General features: G+C 70.2%; 17 protein-coding genes. 5 read left to right on the forward strand and 12 right to left on the reverse strand.

Annotated elements, in window-relative coordinates; all coding sequences use genetic code 11:
• Positions 1 to 107: 107 nt before the first annotated feature.
• Positions 108 to 497 carry a metallopeptidase family protein gene (locus DR843_RS10710; RefSeq protein ID WP_109685709.1) on the forward strand — a complete coding sequence of 130 codons (390 nt, stop codon included), beginning with the start codon at positions 108 to 110 and terminating at the stop codon, positions 495 to 497.
• Positions 494 to 1,336 (forward strand): SDR family oxidoreductase, encoded by an 843-nt coding sequence (locus DR843_RS10715; RefSeq protein WP_109685711.1) that lies wholly within the window; start codon positions 494 to 496, stop codon positions 1,334 to 1,336. Before DR843_RS10710 ends, DR843_RS10715 begins: the two co-directional genes overlap by 4 nt.
• A 19-nt stretch (positions 1,337 to 1,355) precedes the next feature.
• Here the strand turns inward: DR843_RS10715 and DR843_RS10720 are convergent, their stop codons facing one another.
• From DR843_RS10720 to DR843_RS10730, 3 genes are read right to left on the reverse strand one after another with little or no spacing between them, the layout of a single operon-like run.
• Positions 1,356 to 2,801: a DUF5719 family protein gene (locus DR843_RS10720; RefSeq protein WP_109685713.1), complete on the reverse strand. Its 1,446-nt coding sequence runs from the start codon at positions 2,799 to 2,801 to the stop codon at positions 1,356 to 1,358.
• Positions 2,798 to 5,962 carry a glycosyltransferase gene (locus tag DR843_RS10725; protein ID WP_109685715.1) on the reverse strand — a complete coding sequence of 1,055 codons (3,165 nt, stop codon included), beginning with the start codon at positions 5,960 to 5,962 and terminating at the stop codon, positions 2,798 to 2,800. Before DR843_RS10725 ends, DR843_RS10720 begins: the two co-directional genes overlap by 4 nt.
• Positions 5,963 to 5,996: 34 nt before the next feature.
• Positions 5,997 to 6,266 (reverse strand): WhiB family transcriptional regulator, encoded by a 270-nt coding sequence (locus DR843_RS10730; protein WP_109688840.1) that lies wholly within the window; start codon positions 6,264 to 6,266, stop codon positions 5,997 to 5,999.
• Between the two features lie 209 nt (positions 6,267 to 6,475).
• Between DR843_RS10730 and cofD the strand changes: the two genes are divergently transcribed.
• The 3 genes from cofD to DR843_RS10745 are packed head-to-tail and all read left to right on the forward strand — an operon-like array spanning position 6,476 to position 9,685.
• Positions 6,476 to 7,456: a 2-phospho-L-lactate transferase gene (gene cofD / locus DR843_RS10735; protein ID WP_109685717.1), complete on the forward strand. Its 981-nt coding sequence runs from the start codon at positions 6,476 to 6,478 to the stop codon at positions 7,454 to 7,456.
• Complete coding sequence (gene cofE, locus DR843_RS10740; RefSeq protein WP_109685719.1) at positions 7,453 to 8,445, forward strand: coenzyme F420-0:L-glutamate ligase; 993 nt, start codon at positions 7,453 to 7,455, stop codon at positions 8,443 to 8,445. The genes cofD and cofE overlap by 4 nt, the downstream gene beginning before the upstream one ends.
• 10 nt (positions 8,446 to 8,455) lie before the next feature.
• The gene (locus DR843_RS10745; RefSeq protein ID WP_109685721.1) at positions 8,456 to 9,685 is read left to right on the forward strand and encodes a carboxylate--amine ligase; all 1,230 of its coding nucleotides are present in this window, start codon (positions 8,456 to 8,458) and stop codon (positions 9,683 to 9,685) included.
• Here DR843_RS10745 and DR843_RS10750 read toward each other — a convergent pair.
• Genes DR843_RS10750 through DR843_RS10795 form a run of 9 tightly spaced genes read right to left on the reverse strand, consistent with a single transcriptional unit; the run spans position 9,657 to position 16,872 of the window.
• Positions 9,657 to 10,823, reverse strand: a complete 1,167-nt coding sequence (locus DR843_RS10750; RefSeq protein ID WP_109685722.1) for a DegT/DnrJ/EryC1/StrS family aminotransferase — start codon at positions 10,821 to 10,823, stop codon at positions 9,657 to 9,659. The two genes, DR843_RS10745 and DR843_RS10750, sit on opposite strands and share 29 nt — an antisense overlap.
• A 53-nt stretch (positions 10,824 to 10,876) precedes the next feature.
• A complete protein-coding gene (locus DR843_RS10755) occupies positions 10,877 to 11,782 on the reverse strand; it encodes a DNA-3-methyladenine glycosylase family protein (protein ID WP_109685724.1) in 906 nt (301 codons plus the stop codon).
• Entirely contained in the window at positions 11,779 to 12,516 is a 738-nt protein-coding gene (locus tag DR843_RS19805; RefSeq protein ID WP_146202551.1) for a hypothetical protein, read from the reverse strand. The genes DR843_RS10755 and DR843_RS19805 overlap by 4 nt, the downstream gene beginning before the upstream one ends.
• Positions 12,517 to 12,526: 10 nt before the next feature.
• Entirely contained in the window at positions 12,527 to 12,712 is a 186-nt protein-coding gene (locus tag DR843_RS10770) for a hypothetical protein (RefSeq protein WP_109685729.1), read from the reverse strand.
• Positions 12,691 to 13,458, reverse strand: coding sequence for a hypothetical protein (locus DR843_RS10775; RefSeq protein WP_109685730.1), 768 nt, complete (start codon positions 13,456 to 13,458; stop codon positions 12,691 to 12,693). The genes DR843_RS10770 and DR843_RS10775 overlap by 22 nt, the downstream gene beginning before the upstream one ends.
• Entirely contained in the window at positions 13,455 to 14,681 is a 1,227-nt protein-coding gene (locus DR843_RS10780) for a glycosyltransferase family 2 protein (protein ID WP_342767178.1), read from the reverse strand. The genes DR843_RS10775 and DR843_RS10780 overlap by 4 nt, the downstream gene beginning before the upstream one ends.
• Complete coding sequence (locus DR843_RS10785; protein ID WP_109685732.1) at positions 14,665 to 15,411, reverse strand: SDR family NAD(P)-dependent oxidoreductase; 747 nt, start codon at positions 15,409 to 15,411, stop codon at positions 14,665 to 14,667. The genes DR843_RS10780 and DR843_RS10785 overlap by 17 nt, the downstream gene beginning before the upstream one ends.
• Complete coding sequence (locus DR843_RS10790) at positions 15,404 to 16,624, reverse strand: AMP-binding protein (protein WP_109685734.1); 1,221 nt, start codon at positions 16,622 to 16,624, stop codon at positions 15,404 to 15,406. Before DR843_RS10790 ends, DR843_RS10785 begins: the two co-directional genes overlap by 8 nt.
• The gene (locus tag DR843_RS10795) at positions 16,621 to 16,872 is read right to left on the reverse strand and encodes an acyl carrier protein (protein WP_109685735.1); all 252 of its coding nucleotides are present in this window, start codon (positions 16,870 to 16,872) and stop codon (positions 16,621 to 16,623) included. Before DR843_RS10795 ends, DR843_RS10790 begins: the two co-directional genes overlap by 4 nt.
• Between the last annotated feature and the right edge of the window lie 46 nt (positions 16,873 to 16,918).

Consider the following 16,918-nt stretch of genomic DNA (forward strand, 5'->3'; position numbering starts at 1 on the left):
CCCGATGCTAGGTCACGGATGGCACCCGGCCGTGGCGGCGCGCCTGACCCGCGCCGTCGACCACACACGCATCGATTCAGATCGCCCAACTGCATTAGAGTCGTTTCATGCAGCACAACCGGCACGGGCGGGGTATCCGCGGCCCCCTTGCCTGGCCCCCGGTGCCTGCGATGCGCCCGCGGGCGGCCCTCTTCGACGAGCTCGTGCTGGACGCGCTCGAACGCATTGAAGCGCGCTTGGGAAAACCACTGGGTCTGATCGAACTGGCCGTCGAAGACGTCCCGCCGAGCGACCCGGCGCCGTGGGAGACGCAGATCGCGCTGGCCCGCACGTTCCCGGCCGAACACGGCAATCCTGCGCGCGTGGTGCTCTACCGCCGACCGATCGAATCGCGTGCGGTCCGCGAGGAAGAACTCGCGGACCTGATCGATGAAGTGGTGACCGAACAGGTCGCCGATCTGATCGGCGTACCTCCTGAGGATCTGGGTCGCGAGTGACCGATCCCACGCAAGCCCCGTCGCTGGTCAGCTACGTCCCCGGCCTCGGTCGTCGCCCGGTCCTGGTCACCGGCGCATCGGGTGTGCTCGGGCGGGCGGTGGTCGCCGAACTGGCCGCTTCCCACACCCCGGTGCGCGCCATCAGCCGGCATCCGGACGCCCAGCAGCAGGCCGACGGTTGGCTGGCGGCCGACCTCGCTGCCGGGACCGGCCTCGAGCAGGCGCTGGCAGATGTTGCAGCGGTAATCCATTGCGCGACAGACCCATCCGATGCACAGCGGGTCGATGTTGACGGCACACGGAACCTCATCTCCGCCCTGGAGCAACACAATCCGGCCGCGCGCCTGGTCTACGTATCCATCGTCGGTGTCTTCGACAACCCGTTCCCCTACTATCGCGCCAAGGCGGACGCCGAGCGCCTGGTCTACGACGCACGGGTGCCGCACGTGGTTGCTCGCGGGACGCAGTTCCACTCGTTCGTCCACGACCTGCTGCGACCACGGGGCGGCGTGACCGTGGGTGTGTCCGGACTGCGCTTCGCTCCCGTCGACCAGGCCTGGTTCGCCGCCCGCCTGGTCGATCTCGCCCTGGCCGAGGATCCGCCGGAGTTGTCCCAGTACGCCGGGCCGGAGACATTCACCTTCCAGGAACTGGCGGCGCTGACCGCGCACGTCGAGGGCCGCCGTACCCCGTTCCGGCTGCCCGCGCCAGCGATCGGCGCCACCCTGCGGGCGTTCCGGGACGGCAGCAACCTGCCCGGGCCCACCGCGCTACGCGGTGGCGCGACGTACGCCGAGTGGCTGGCGACCCGATCAGGCGGCACCAAGCAGGCCCGCTGAGTAGTGCCTGACGGTCACGTCACCGGGGCTGCTCCGTGACCTCGACACCGGTGGGCTGCAGAGCAACGCGTCCCAGCCCGGTCGCCGCGATGACATCACCGCTACTGTCCGGACACCGCAGGAAGACGCCGGCGTTCACTGCGCCGTTCGTCACCTTCAACCACACCCCGCCGCCGAGTGGCAACGGCACCGAGGTGGGTCGATCACCCGCGACGGCCACGCTGCGCGTGGTGACTGCGCCGGCCGCATCCACCAGGGTCAGATCGACCTTCGCGGCTTTGCTGCCGCCGAGCACCAGGGTGGCCTGCGAGCCGTTGGACAGTGCGGGCACCACGAACGCGGAGCTGTCGTCGATCGCGGAAGTCGCTGGCGCCCACGCGAAGTCACTGGTCTTCGACGCCGTCAAGGCGGCCGCGGTGAGCGGCTGATCTGCGCTGACCCGCAGTTCGTACAGCCCGTCCGGCACTCCCTTCAAGCTGATCTCGTCACTGGACTGCGCTGCGACCGTCGCCACTTGGTCAGCGGCGACGGCACCGGTCGCGTCGATCGCCTGGACCCGAACGATCGCCGGTTGCGTGCCGGGCACGGCCACCCGCACCTGCGGCGCCGAACCCACGACCCCCACAGCCGGGATCACGACCGCCGTCGCGGGTGCGGCAGCCGGGCCGGTGAGTTCAAGACCGACGGGCGTCTCGCCTTTGGACCAGCTGTCGGTGGCCGCAACCGCAAGTGGGCCACCGGCCGTCGTCACCCGGATCGCCGCAGTCGCCAGAGCTGCGGGAAACGCGCCAAGGGTCACCACGCTGCGACTCTTGGCGGGCACCGAGACCGCCGGCACGCTCGCCGTGGCGTCGACGCCCGACCGGCCGACCACCTGCAGCCGGGCCACCACTGCCGTGTCGTTGGGGTTGGTCAGGACGACCCGCACGACCCGCCCGGGGTCGGATCCACCCGCGAACAACCACGCCTCGGTCGTCGGCGCAGAAGCACACGACAAGGTGGTCAGTCCACGCACCGTCGCGGTCTTCTCGAGACTGCTCTGAGTGCCGGTGAGCCCCGCCGCCAGCGCGCCCGAACCCGTCTCGAGCAACGCTCCGGCACCGCTGAGGGTCGTGGTCACGATCTTTCCCGACGAGCTCAGCGACGCCGGCGCCGCACCAGCGGAGGCGGGCAGCCGCTGGCCGACGACCGCGCCGCCAGAGGTACTGGTCTGCACCAGCTGCGTGGGCGCCGCGGCAACGGCAGCCGACACGTGCTGCGTCGGATCCGGTGCTGCGCTACCGGGCCGGTCGGGCCCGGGGCAGATGACCTGACTCTGCACCTGTGCGGCAGAGGGCGCCGGAAGCGTGGGTACGTCGCTCGCCCGGGTCGCCCGCACCGTGCCGTTGGCCGCCCCGGCAGCCAGGACCAGACCGCTGGCCGCCGCGACGGCAACCACCGCCCGCGCCACACCGGTCACCTTCATGACCGATCCCGCCGTCGGCCGAAGGGAATCGCGAAGTACACCGTGAGCGCCAACAGCAGACCTTGACCGGCCAGCCACCGACCGTCCGCCAGCCCCGGGTCGATACTCAACCGGCCGGTCGCATCCGCGGGCAAGCGGTAGGCAGGCCACTCACCACCGGACAACGGCGCCAGTCGAACACCGTCGAGGGTCACGGCGCCCTGGTCTGACCAGCCTCGTCCCTCCGAGAGGACCACCGTGCGCGCGCCTGACTCGCTGGACACCTCAGCCGTTGTGCGCGAATGCAGGCCCGTGACGTCCACCACGTCCACGGCCGTGGCGGGCGTGGCACCGGAGGCCAACACCACCCGGCTGACCCCCACACTGCGCGAGCCATCCTCGAGGGGCAGCACCCGCCACACGCTGTCTCCGTCACCGGCCTGGGTGACCGCCCCTGACACCTTGAGCGACGCGATTGCTGCGGACCCGTCATCAGCCACCATGACGTAGCCGACGCCGAGGTCGTGCAATTGCTGGGTGAGCGTGGCGCCCGGCGTGCCGCCCGCGAGCAGCGAGCGGACGACCGCTGCTGTCGGTGCACCACCCGCCAGCGAGGTGTGCAGATCCGTGGCCGGGCCGCCGACTTCTCGCCCGAGCAGCTCGAACGATCCCTCGTGCAGGATGAGCGCGCGCTCCGCGCGGGGGCCCTCCATCGCCGTACGCACATAGGCAGGCACCGTGTCTGCGGCCGCCACCACGGTGCGCTGCGGCGTACGCCAGATCTGGTAGCCGGCGACGCCCAACCCGGCGACGATCGCCAGCGCGCAGACCACGGCGAGCGAACGACGTAAGGCGGGAGCCACGACCCGGCCGTCGGCGCGAGACCAACCACGGACACCGAGCAGACCCGCCCCGAGCAGGGCTGCCGCGTAGAGATCCAGCGGGGTGCCCGCCCACGGGGTGCGCACGCCACCGGCGGTGTCGACCAGCGACAGGTGCGGCGCGAACAGCGCCGCCGCCAAGCCGCCGAGACCGAGCACGATGAGCGCAACGTGGCCGCGCGCGAACCCGGCGCGCAGCAGACCGAGCACACCGAGTACGACGACCGGCACCCCCAGCCAGGGCAGACCGCCGCCGGGTTGCAGCAGGGCCAGCCGCCACGGCGCGACCTGTGCCGGGTCAGCCAGTTGCCCCGGCCCGGCGAGCAGCATCCGCCAGTCCGTCGTCCAGGCCTGCCAACTCCAGCGACCCAACAACAGCCACGGAACGATCACCGCAGCCGCTGCATGCGCCCGGGCCGAGCCGGGCCCGATGACCACGATGCCGAGCGCCAACACCATCAGCGCGATCATCGACACCGGTGACACCGCACCCAGTGCCGCCAGCGCCAGGACCGCCGCGGCGGTCCAGACGACTCGCCGCCGCGCCGATCCGATGCGCAGGACGGCCGCGAGCGTCACCGGCAGCAGGATGTGCGCGATCGCCGGTCCGAGACGTCCCTCGCTCAAGGCCCCGGTCGCGATCGGCAGGAACGCCCACAACAGCGCCACCGCGCTGCGCGCCCAGGCTGAGCGGGTCGCGACCCGACCAGCCAGGTAGGCGGTCAGCCCGGACAACGGCACGGTCGCTATCAGCAGCCAGGACACCGTGACGGCCGAGGCAGCCGATGTCGTCACCCAGGGCAGCGCCTGGACCAACCAGGTCGGCACGGTCAGCAGCGCGAGCACGGGGGTCGGGACATTGGCATGGCCAAGGCCCGCGCCCTGCCAGGCATCGACGTACGTGTGCCAGACACCGGAGGCGTCAGTCGCGAACGGCAGCAGTTCGCCACCGGTCATCCCCCACCCCGTCCCGGTGATCACTCCGGCACCCAGGCTGTGCCGCCACCAGGCGAGGGCGGCCGCGATGGTGATCAGCCCGGCCCACGGCGCGGGACCGGCGAGGAACGACGTCTGGTTCAGGTCCTGCGGGAGTTCCTGTGCCTCGTCGCTCTCCTGCGTGTTCAGGCCACCGGTCACCGACAGGGCATCACCGGTGCGCTGACCCATCGAGGCCCAGCCGGCGGCGATCGCGGTGGCGGCGGGCACGAACAGTTGCCGCAGGGAGCGGTAGCTGACGCTGCGCTGGCGAAGGAATCGCAGCCGGGCGCCCAGGATCCGGGTCAGCCCGAAACCGGCGGTGGCCGTGGCGAATTCGTGACCGGCTGCACGGGGCCGTTTGCCGATCAGCAGTGCTGCGGCGAGCAGCACCCCGCCCAACACCCCCCACAGCCACAGGAACGGCAGACCGAGCCAGGAGCAGCGGGCCAGCGCAATCTGGCGGAACCGGCGCTGGATGCGCACTGGTCGGGTGTCTTCGCGGCCGGAGGCGGCGGTCTCGGTGAAGACGGTGGCCTGCGGCACGATCACCACCTGATGACCGGTCAGATGCGCCCGCCAACACAGATCCAACGCATCGCCGTCACCGTCGAAGGCCGGATCGAAGCCCCCGAGGCTGGTGTAGACGTCGCGGCGGATCAGCATCCCTGAGGTGCTCACGGAGATCACATCGCGGCGGGTGTCGTGCTGGCCCTGATCGGTCTCGTCGGCACCCAGCACCGGAACGACCCGACCACTGCGGGTGATGTCCAGACCGACGTGCAACAGCCTGCGGCTGTCATCGCCCGCCACGACCTTGCCGCCGGCGATACCGACCCGGGTCGATCGGGACACCACGGCCATCAGCATCTGCAGACTGTCCGGTGCCGGGCAGTCATCCTGGTGCAACAGCCAGAACCACTCACGGCGGTCCCGCGGTCGCACCGGCCGGCGCCGGGCCCGGGAGCGGCGCCGCTTGCCGACGACGACCTCCTCGCCGGGGTCGGGCAGGGCTTCGACGGCCTCGTCGATGACGTCGGCGAACGCGGCACCGGACGCGGCGGTGATGACCGGCAGATCGTCGTACACCGCGCGCACGTCGGAGGCGATCGGACCATCGAGCACGGCCCGCAGGCTTCGGTGGGGCGTGGCGTCCACCAGGACGAGGCGGTCCGGCCGACGGGTGAGGGCTGTCAATGCGGCGAACGTGCCCGTGAGGAGTTCGGGCCGGTCGTCGTGGACGACGAGAACTGCGGTGACCTGGACGGCCGTCGCCTCGGCGTCGTCGGTGTCGTCGGTGTCGGTCACAGTGGTCAGGGTGGTCATCAGAGCAGTGCCGGCGGCCGCCAGCGAGCGAGCGTCAGACCGCGCGCTTCTTCAACTTGCGGCGTTCGCGTTCGGACAGGCCACCCCAGATGCCGAAGCGCTCGTCATGCAACAGTGCGTATTCCAGGCATTCCGAGCGCACCTCGCAGCCCACGCACACCTTCTTGGCGTCGCGGGTCGAGCCGCCCTTCTCGGGGAAGAAGGCTTCAGGGTCGGTCTGAGCACACAGGGCGCGCTGCTGCCACGCCAGCTCGTCCTCCTCGATGGCAGAGGTCGAAGCAGCGATCGTCAGCTCACGCAACATGGCGTGCTGTTCGGGCAGGGTCAGGACGGTGGCCTCAGTCGAAATAGATCCGGTGATTGTCTGTTCGTGCATTGCCTGTTGGGTCATGGCGGGCTCCTCAGCGAATGACAGCAATGCAATTACACGCGTGTCATTCCCAAAGGTCAACCCCGGGAGGCCGGAAGATACGCGCTCGCACGATGGTGTAGGGCGTTTGCAACACTGTCGGCATGCGGATCACGGCCCTGTCCGGTGGCGTCGGTGGCGCCCGTTTCCTACGCGGAGTACTGCGCGCTCTCGAGCGCTCTGCCGAGCCGGTCGATCTGACGATCATCGGCAACACCGGTGACGACATCACGCTCTTCGGCCTTCGGGTGTGCCCGGACCTCGACACCGTGCTCTACACGCTGGGTGGCGGGATCCACGAGGAACAGGGCTGGGGCCGCGCGGACGAGACCTTCTCGGTGCAAGGTGAGCTGGCGGCGTACGGCGCCACGCCCCAATGGTTCGGGATGGGCGACAAGGACTTCGCGACCCACATCGTGCGCAGCCAGTGGCTGGGCCAGGGACAGAGCCTCTCGCAGGTCACCGCCCGGTTGGCCGATCGATGGGGCCTGCCCGCCCGCGGCGTGACCCTCCTGCCGATGACGGACACCCCCGTCGAAACCCACGTCGTCAGGGACGACGGCTCCGGCCCGCAGGCCGTGCACTTCCAGCAGTGGTGGGTCAAGGAGCACGCGGCAGTGCCCGCCGAGCGTTTCGTGGTGGCCGGGATGGATCGCGCGGCACCGGCGCCCGGCGTCCTGGACGCGATCCGGCAGGCGGACGTGATCCTGCTGCCGCCGAGTAACCCCGTGGTGTCGATCGGGATCGTCCTGTCGGTGCCCGGTGTGCGCGACGCTCTGCGCGGCACCAGCGCACCCGTCGTCGGCGTGAGCCCGCTGATCTCCGGACGACCCGTGCGCGGGTACGCCGATGCGTGCCTGTCCGCGATCGGCGTCGAGTCCACCTCGCGCGCGGTCGCGGGCCTGTACGCCGACTTCCTGTCCGGGTGGCTGGTCGATGAGGCTGAAGACCTCTCGGCGTACGCCGATCTGCCGGGTGTGCGCGTCCTGCCCCGTCCGGTGTTGATGAGTGATCTGGATGCGACCGCGGATATCGCCCGGGCCGCGATCGATCTCGCCGACGCCGCACCTGTCGCGCAGCCGTGACCATCACCCTGCTGCCGGTCACCGGCCTGCCGGAGATCGCTGCGGGTGACGACCTCGCCACGCTGATCGCGCAGGCCATCCACCTGCAGGACGGCGACATTGTCGTGATCACCAGCAAGGTGGTCTCCAAAGCCCTCGGACTGGGGGTACTCACCCACGACCGTCAGGCGCTGGTGCTGGAGCAATCCACCGCGGTGGTCGCCGAGCGAGCCACGGCAACCGGGGTCACCCGCATCGTCGCGTCATCGTCGGGGCCGGTGATGACCGGCGCAGGCATCGACGCGTCCAACAGCGAGGAGTTGCTGGTGCTGCCGCCCGACCCGGATGCCGCCGCCGACGACCTGCGCACGGCGTTGCAGGCGGCGACGGGGGTCCACCTGGCCGTCGTGCTGTCGGACACCTCGGGGCGCCCGTGGCGAGCCGGACTGTCGGACTTCGCGCTCGGCAGCAGCGGCCTGCAGCGATTGGACGACCTGCGCGGACTGGCCGACACCCACGGTCGCGATCTGGCCGTCACTGTGCGCAACCTGGCCGACGAAATCGCCTCTGCCGCAGACCTGGTCAAGGGCAAGATCGAGCGGGTGCCCGTGGCCGTCGTACGCGGATCCGCCTCGTTGCTCACCGATGAACCCCAGCCGTCGCTGGTGCGCACCGGACCCACGGACTGGTTCGCGCTGGGCCGGCACGAGGCGGTCCGCGCCGCGCTCGGGGTCACCCCTGGCTCCCCCGACGCCGAGGCGGTCGGCCTGCCCGCCGTGGGTGAGGAGCCGGTCGCCGAGCGGCTGCAGCGCGCCGTACGGGCAGCAGCCCACGGCCAGCCGCCGGTCGCCGTCCAGGTCGATGAGCAGAGCCTCGAACTCGCCGCGGACGACCCGGTGGCACTGGGCCGCGTGTGGGCCCGGATCGAGGTGGCGTTGGCCGGTGAGCGCCTGACCTGCAGCGCCCAGCAGCTCGGCCCGCAGCGGGTGCGGATCACCGTCCGCACCTAGAATCGGGCCCGTGCAACTCGGCAATGACGACTTCGTCCCGGTGATCCTGGGCACCAACCTCAACGCGTACAACATCTCCCGGTCTCTCCACGAGGCGTACGGCGTGCGCTCGCTGGCCCTGGGCCGGTTCGCAGTGCGGGAGACGGCGGACTCCACGATCGTGGAGGTGCGCGCCCGGGCCGACTTCGCCGATGCCGACGTCATCGTGTCCGTCCTGGACGACGTCGCGCGCGAGTTCCCCGGCCGGAAGCTGCTGCTGATCCCGACGATCGAGTTCTACACCAACGTCGTGCTGGATCGCCGTGGCGATCTGGACGAGCGGTACGTCGTGCCACTGCCTGGTCGCGAGGTCACCGACCGGTTGATGAACAAGACCGACTTCTACCGCACCTGCGCCGAGTTGGGTGTGCCGCACCCGGAGACGGTGATCGTCGGACCGGACACTCCGCTGGGCGACACGTTCGGCACGGACCTGCCGTTCCCCTATCCGGTGATCCTCAAACCGTCGAACACCGACATCTACCCGCGCTTGGATTTTGCCGGCAAACAGAAGGTCTACGTGGTGCAGAACGCCACGGAACTGCGGGACATTGCGGGCCGGATCTTCGTGGCCGGCTACGACGACGACCTGGTCGTGCAGGAGTACCTGGCCGGGGACGAAGCGGTCATGCGCGTGGCGAACACCTACTCCGACCAACACGGTTCGATGCGCTTCGCGGCCTGCGGCCAGGTCGTGCTCACCGAGTGGGATCCGGCCCTGGTGGGCAACAACAACGCGATCATCTCGGTGCGCGACGACGAGCTCGTGGAGTCGATGCAGCGCTTCCTGGACGGCGTCGGGTACGTCGGTCTGGCGAACTTCGACGTCATGCACGACCGGCGGACCGGGTTGCGCAAACTGCTCGAGGTGAACCTGCGGCCCGGTGCCACGTCGTACTACGCGATGGCCGGCGGGGGGAATCTGATCCGGCCGGTCGTCCAGGACCTGGTCTACAACCGGCCGGTGCCGTTCACGGTTGCGACGCAGGAGCGGCTCTGGCTGAACGTGCCCTACCCGGTGGTACGTCGGTTCGCACCGAAATCCCTTCGGGCGCAGTACAAGTCGGCCGCCAAGAACGGCAAGGTCCACACGTTGGACTACGTACCCGACCTCAGCGCCGCGCGACGCATCGACATCGCGCGGATTGACGCCCGGCACACGTTGGCTTATTTCAAGTACGCGAAGACGCGCTCGCAGTAAGGGATTCGCGCAGCACTCCTGCGGCGGCCACCGCCGCGTCGGGCGCGACATCGGTGGGCAGGTTCACGATCCGTGCAATGAGATCCTCGGTGCGCGCGAGCGCGGGATCCCCTGGTGTGTAGTGGTATTCGGCGGGGTTCGCAGCACCTGGGAAGAGTGCCGGTCGGTACCAGCGACCGGCGTAGTGCCCGGCCGCGGTGAGCTTCCGCACCGTCGGTTCGGCGTCCGTCGGATCCGCCACGAAGAACGGGAATCGCACCAACGGACTTGTCGCAGTGGCTGATTCGGGGATCTGCACGAGGTCAGCCAACTGCTCGCGGTAGATCGCCACCGCGGCTGCGCGGCGCTTCTCGGTCGCGTCCAGCCCGGGCAGCGCCTGCGCGATCTGGGCGATCACCGAGGCGCTAGGAGCCATCGGCGGATGACTGACTCCGCCGCGCGTCTCGACGGGCGCGATCGCCGGTTCGAGGATCCCGGTGGCGACCAAGGCCTTGCGCGCCCTGCCCGACAGCGGTGCAGGGAGTCGGTTGAGCACACCGTTCTGGGTCCGATAACTACGCACGGCGACCTCGAGGCGACCATCAACGACCGGCAGCGTCGCGAGGCGGCCGCTGATCCGGGCATGCAGGTCGCGATCGCTCAGCGCGGGGTTCACCCAGATCGCCCCGCCGAACCGGGTCGGCAGCATCTTCTCGATCCCGAAGGAGTGCACCGAGATGTCCGCCAGCGGCGTCCCGTCCTCGCCACGTGCCATCCGGGTGACGCAGTGGCAGGAGTCCTCGACCAGCAGCACCCCCTCGGCCCGCTGCCGCACCTGCCGGGCCCGCTCCTCGTCGATGATCCCGAAGGTGTGCTGCAGCACGACCGCACGCGCGCCGGGTGGCAACGTGTCGGGGTCGAGCGCCAGGGAGTCGGGATGCACCTCGCCGTACACCGGGGTCAGGCCGGCCACCAGGATCGGGTCGACCGCCGTCGCGCAGGTCAGCACCTGCGTCGCCACCGAGCCCGGACCATCGACCGCGATCTCCTCGAAGACCACCTGCATGCCGTGCCGGGCTTTGAAGACCAGGTGCCAATCCGCGGCCCGCGTCCCGGTCCGGTCGGCGAGCATTGCGAGTACGTCGTGCGCCTGGGACATGCGCCCAACCCTAACTGGGACCACAACGCGTCGAGAGGTGCCTTACGGTCACCTCACCAGGCGGGTAGGTGGGTTGGCAACGTCAACCGGGCGCCACGACGAGGAGCACCCAGGCCGCCGGCGGTCACGAGATATTGCACGCGGAAGCGATGCCCGGCGTACGGCGCCAGCAACTCCTGCATCCCGGCGTCGTCGACCGGTGCGCCGGTCAGCGCGAATCCGACGTCCTTGGCGACGTGATAGTCGCCGAAACTGACGGCATCAGGGTCCCCGATCGCGCGCTGCAGAGTCTCCGCGGCCGTCCACACGCCGATCCCCGGCACCGTGCGCAACCGGCGCCACGCGTCGGGCACCGGCAACGAGACGGCCTCCTCGAGCCGCTCTGCTACCCGCAGCGCCCGCATGATCGTGTCCGAGCGGGCCGCATCCACCCCGGCACGCAACCACTCCCACGACGGGATCCGGGCCCACCCGCTGACCGGCGGCGGCACCATGAGGTCGGTGCGCGGCCCGGGTGCCCGAGCGCCGTACCGCTGGACGAGTCGCCGGTAGGCACCGAAGGCCTGTTTGCCGGTCACCCGCTGCTCGATGATCGCCGGGATCAGCGCGTCCAGGACGCGATCGGTGCGTCCGATCCGCCAGTCGCGGTGCTGGCGGGCTGCCTCCCGCAGGACTGCGTGGTGAATCTCGAAACCGGACACATCGTCCACCTCGCCCAGCAGTCGCGGCGACTGGGCAATGGCCCACCCGGCGCCCGGGCCCCAAGCGGTGACCTCAACGCCCTCCGGCCGCACCAGAAAGCGCGTCGTCACCGGCCCTTCAGGAGTCTGCGAAGCCCGCCAGAGCCCGGTTGCATCGGCCCGCCAGGTCGGGTCACCGGCACCGCGACGCAAGCTGCCCAGGATCGAGCGCACCGGCACCGGCCGCCCGGGCCGGAAGGTGGTGGTGAGTGCGGTCACCGTCGCCGGAAGGTGAGCAGCGCCAGCCCGTACGACGCTCCGGAGTCGGCTGCCCGACGGGCCAACTGGCCCTCCACCAGACCCACGTCACCGATCAGACCCAACCCCTGCTCGTCGGCCCGGGCTATCACGCCGCGCAGATCGGCGACGGAGAACGAGCCCTCGTCGGCGGGACCCAGGCGGGTGGTGAGGCTGATGACGCCGCCGTGCCGCAGCGCCGCGCTGCCGTGCGCCAGGTCCAGGTCAATCGTCTCCGGTGTGGCGGAGTGTGGGTGCAGGCGGACCACCATGTCGACCGTGCCCGGGTCGAGGTCGGTGCCCACGACGTCCGGCCGCATCACGTTGAGCGACAACGGGGCGAAGCCCGCACGCGAGGCCCACCGGGTGAAAACCGAGCGGGGCCCGGCCGCGTCGACCACGACGGAGCGGTGTCGGCCGTCGTCGACGACGCGGACCAGGGCCGCCAGTGCCCCGAGGGCGGCCCACGCGGCGGTGTCGTCGATGGTGCGCGGCAGCCGCAACAGCCGTCCGGCGCGGCGAGCGGCTTTGGCCTGTCCCCCGTCCACCAGGAGTGCGGTGGGACGCACCCCGGCCAGATGGGATTTGTCCAGCGGCCCGCTGTTGCGCGGTAGCCGGGCCGCCGTATCCCGGGCGGCGGTGCGGGCTCGATCGAAGGCGTTGCGGACGACAGGTGCGGACGCGATCAGCGCGGCCGTCTTGGGGTTGGCCCTCACGCAACTGACACTAGACGACGGGACTGACAGGGGGCGGGAGATAACGCGACAGCAAACTGCGTTGATCCTCGCTCAGCGCGCGTTCCAGAGCCTCGGTCCCCGGCGGCAGCACCCGCAGCACCGGGCACTGATGCAGAGCGGCCAGATTCAGCAGTGCCGTGCTGGAGGCGCCGATCAGCAGATCCGCGGTGACCACCGCTGGGTCCAATTCGGCCGGTACGTCGATGGGCAAGGTGGCGTAGCCGGCGTAGCGTCCGGGGCCTCGGCCGGGTGCGGGCGAACCAGGAACTGCCGACCCGCCGCCTGTTGCTGCGCGGCGAGCGCTGCAATGTGCGCCGCGTAGCTGTCGGCGTCCACGAGCCCGAGGTCGACCCAGGGTTGGGTGAGCAGGATGGCGCGTCCGGGTGCGAACGAGCCGACCTCGATCGGCCCCAGAGCCCGCCGGAACTCGGCCGCGACCGGTTCGAAGACCGCCCAATCGTCCGCCTTGCGGTAGAGCGGCCATCGCACGGTCGTCAGCGTGCGGTTGCCCGTTGCGATCGCCGCCGCTCGCAGCGTCGAGCGAAGCTGTGAACCACCCTGACGCAGGTACGCCGCGCGCCGGGTCCGCCAGTCGCCGTACGTCCCGAGGCCCTCGTCGACGACCACGGTGGTGATCCGGCTCCGCGGGTCGGATCGCCGCAACGCGGCCAGGGGACGTAACCCGGGAGCCCCGACCGCGACGTACGTGACGGGTCCTTTGGGCGCCAAATCCGTTGTGCTGTCGATGAATTCGACATCCAACGGCAGCGCCTTGGTCACATCGTCCCGGCTGACGGTCGCGGACAGGAAGCTGCCGCCCTCCAGGTAACGAAGCTGCGTGTCCGGCGGCAGGGTGCGCAGATAGGAGGCAACGTAGACCAGATGCGTCCGGCTGCGGACGCCGGTCACCACGACGCTCATACGACCGGCGGCCGGCCCGCGCGCGTCAACCGGGCCACCGTCTTCCAGGACATCGGCCGGCGCTGCCCCGCCGGCGTGCGCACACCTTCGGCGAAGCCGCGGAACCACACCTTCAGCGACTCCTTGTCGTGCACCTGCAGCAACGTGATCGCCGTCCAGTTGCCCAGGTAGATCGGCACCAGCGGCCACGGCAGGTTGCGCCGCGCGACCCACACCCGGTTGCGGGCGTTGGTGCGGTAGTAGACCGCGTGCCGGGCGGCGTCGGTCGACGGGTGGTTCACGACGATGTCCGGCGCGTAGATGATCCGCCAGCCGGCGTCCACCAGCCGCCAGGCCAGATCGATGCCCTCGTGGGCGAAGAAGAACTGCCCGGGCCAGCCGCCGACCTGCTCGAACGCGCTGCGACGGATCATGAAGACCGCCTCCCAGAACCACGTCGCCTCGCCGGCTGCTCCCCCGTCGGACACGTCGAAGCGAGGCACCCAGCGGCGGGGCGCGGGTTTACCGGTCGGGTCCTCGCCGCGTGGCTGCGCAACTGCGATGTCGGGCTCGGCCAGGATCACCGCGGCCAGTCGGGCAAGAACATCGGGCGTGGGCAGGCTCGCGTCGTCGTCGTAGAAGTAGATCAACTCCCCGCGTGCCTCAGCGGCGCCGACGTTGCGACCCTCGGGTATGCCGACGTTCTCCGACAGGTGGACGGTGCGCACCCAGTCGGGCAATCCCGTTGGCTGCCAGCCGTTTCCGACCAGGACGACATCAAGATCGACGCCTTCCTGCGCCTGCAACGTCTCCAGTGCCCGGGCCAACTCCACCGGCCGGTCGCCCATGTGCAGCATGACGACACCGACCGTGGGCTTCTTCGTCATGCTGCCCAGGCTAATCACCAGATCGTCACGTTTGATCGTGCGCACCTCGATCCCATCGGGTACGTCGACCGGCAGCCCCGCGCGCTTGACCAGCAGCAGGATCGGCTCACCGGTGAGCTTGGCGACAACCTCCGCTCGGGTCCAGGCCGGCCAGAAGATCGCGGGGTCGTCGATGCCGGTACGCCGGGCCAGGGCGGGCGGGACCGGTGCACCGGCGATCTCCGCGTCGACCGCATGGTCTCGCGCAGGAAGGTCCCACACGACTGCGCGGCCGTCGGCGAGGTAGCTGGCTGCGCCACCGCGCCGGGTCCGCGCCTCGCGGGCCGTGACGACCAGCGGCTCAGATGCCGCCGCCACCGTCGACCACGATGACCTGACCGTTGAGGTTGGTGTCGTCGAAGAGCAGGGACTTGACCAACGGCGTGACGTTCGCCGGCTCGACCAGGCGACCGGTCGGCGTACGTCGGGTGATGGTCGACAGTTGCTCGGTGCCCAACACCGAACTCATCTCGGAGGCAAAGAAGCCCGGCGCGATCGAGTTGACCAGGAAGCGGCCGTGCATCTCCCGGGCCAGGGCTCGCATCGCCGAATCGAGGCCACCCTTGGTGGCCGAGTAGGCGACCAGACCGGAGTAGCCGCGCTGCGCGCAGATCGAGGTGACCATGATGATCCGGCCCCGGCCGACCTTGGCCATCGCGTGCCGCAGGAAGGCGCGGGTCAGCAGCAGTGGCGCGGTCAGGTTGGTGCCGATGATGTCGGCGATCCGCTCCGGCGAGGTGTGCACGTGCAGCGAATCCTGCCCGATGGCAGCGTTGTTGATCAGCGAGTCGATCGGACCGAGATGCTCGGCGGCTTCCTTGATGAAGGTGCGCACCGCCTTCTCGTCGGTGGCGTCGACCGAGCCGATGTGTACGTCGTCCGGACGCTCCGCTGCCAGTTGCTCCAGCTCGGGGGTGATGGTGCGGGCGAAGGTCGCGACCTTGGCGCCACCGTCCAGCGCGCCGCGCACCAGGTCAAGACCCAGTCCGCGCGAACCGCCAGAGATCAGAACGACGCGCGCCGCCGGGATGGGAGTGGATTCAGACATCGCTCTTCAGGCTTTCCTTGATCGGGATCTGCGGCAGCACGCGGATCCGCCGCGGCACGGAATAGTCAGGTAGACGCTCAGCACAGTAGGCGACCAACTCCTGGTCGCTGACCTGCGATCCGTCGGCCAGCACGACCTCGGCAACGACCATATTGCCGACCAGCGGCGCTTTGCGTCCGCGGACGGCGGCCCACGCCACGCCCGGGTGGCTCAGCAACACGTCGCGTACTTTGCCCGCCGAGGCTTTGGAACCGCCGACGTTGATCTCATCGGAGGCCAGGCGCCCGGTGATCAGCACCCGGTCGTCGGTGAGTTCGACGCGGTCGCCGGTGCGGATGACGGCGTCCATCCCGTCGGCGGCGTGTGATGAGGCGATCAGCAACTCCTCGCCGTCCACGGATAGGCGTGGGCGGCCCGGGGTGTCGCGGTCCAGCCAGGCGCGGGGGAAGCCGGCCTGCCCGTCGTGCACCGCGATCGCGGCGCCGGCCTCGGAGGAGGCGTAGATCCAGGAGATCCGGGCGTCGGGGTACAGCTCACGCAACTGGTCGAGGATCGCCTGGTCGACCGGTTCGCCGCCCAGGGTGACCTGCTCCAGCGGCAGCCGGGCCATGGTCTCGCCGGAGCGGAAGATCGCCTGCCGCCAGAAGGTGGGGGTCCCCGAAGCGGCGCTCACGCCGTACATCTCGGCCTTCGCCGGCCAGGAGTCCAACTCGGACGGTTCGACGAAGACGATGTCCTGCCCGGGCAGGCTCAGCGAGAGGGTGACCACTTGCCACCAGGCGTAGGCACCTGTGGCGTAGGGGCACAGCCAGGTGCGCGGCGGCTGCTGGCCGCTCACGGTCGTCAGTGAATCGAGCGTGTGCGCGACCTGCTTGGGCCGACCGGTGGAACCGCTGGTGAGCAACCAGATCCGGCCCGGTTCAGCCGGGCGCTCGGTGAGCGCGGGGGTGACGTCGTGCCCCTCGATGATGCTCAGACCGGCCTCACGCAGCTCGGTCTCCTGCTCGGCGCCGATCCGGGTGCGGGCCGCGATCAGCGTCTCCCGACCGGGGTCGAGCACGTGCGCCCAGACCGCGTGCGCCGCCTGCTCGTTGTTGGCGGTGAGGAACGCAGCCGCTTGCGGGAAACTCGCCGGCGCCGACCCGAGATCGGCCCAGGTGGTGACCGTGTCGCCGGCAACGACCCGGTTGGCGGCTCCTGCCGGTTGCGTCACGCGGTTTGCAGCTGGTCGACGAAGTCCAGTACGTCGGACACCGTCTCGATCGAGCGCAGGCCGGGGGCATCGAAGTTGAGCTCCTCGTCCAACTCGTCCTCGACCCGCAGCGCCAGCTCGGAGAAGTCCAGCGAGCGGAAGCCGATCTCGTCCAGCCGGGTCGAGTCATCGGCGGGAAGCTGTTTGCCCTGCGCCGAGAGCACCTCCCCCATCAGGGTGCGTACCTGGTCGCGCGAGAGCGTGGCCACTTCAACCTCCGTGGTTGTATTCGGGAATCACCGAGTAGTTTAGCGA

The sequence above is a fragment of the Branchiibius hedensis genome, from assembly GCF_900108585.1.
Classification (GTDB): domain Bacteria; phylum Actinomycetota; class Actinomycetes; order Actinomycetales; family Dermatophilaceae; genus Branchiibius; species Branchiibius hedensis.

What these genes read in the sequence shown, in the direction of transcription:
- DR843_RS10710 (WP_109685709.1), top strand. Translation starts at nt 108, where the DNA reads ATGCAGCACAACCGGCACGGGCGGGGTATCCGCGGCCCCCTTGCCTGG.
- DR843_RS10720 (WP_109685713.1), bottom strand. Translation starts at nt 2,801, where the DNA reads ATGAAGGTGACCGGTGTGGCGCGGGCGGTGGTTGCCGTCGCGGCGGCC.
- DR843_RS10725 (WP_109685715.1), bottom strand. Translation starts at nt 5,962, where the DNA reads ATGACCACCCTGACCACTGTGACCGACACCGACGACACCGACGACGCC.
- DR843_RS10730 (WP_109688840.1), bottom strand. Translation starts at nt 6,266, where the DNA reads ATGTTGCGTGAGCTGACGATCGCTGCTTCGACCTCTGCCATCGAGGAG.
- cofD (WP_109685717.1), top strand. Translation starts at nt 6,476, where the DNA reads ATGCGGATCACGGCCCTGTCCGGTGGCGTCGGTGGCGCCCGTTTCCTA.
- DR843_RS10750 (WP_109685722.1), bottom strand. Translation starts at nt 10,823, where the DNA reads ATGTCCCAGGCGCACGACGTACTCGCAATGCTCGCCGACCGGACCGGG.
- DR843_RS10775 (WP_109685730.1), bottom strand. Translation starts at nt 13,458, where the DNA reads ATGAGCGTCGTGGTGACCGGCGTCCGCAGCCGGACGCATCTGGTCTAC.
- DR843_RS10785 (WP_109685732.1), bottom strand. Translation starts at nt 15,411, where the DNA reads ATGTCTGAATCCACTCCCATCCCGGCGGCGCGCGTCGTTCTGATCTCT.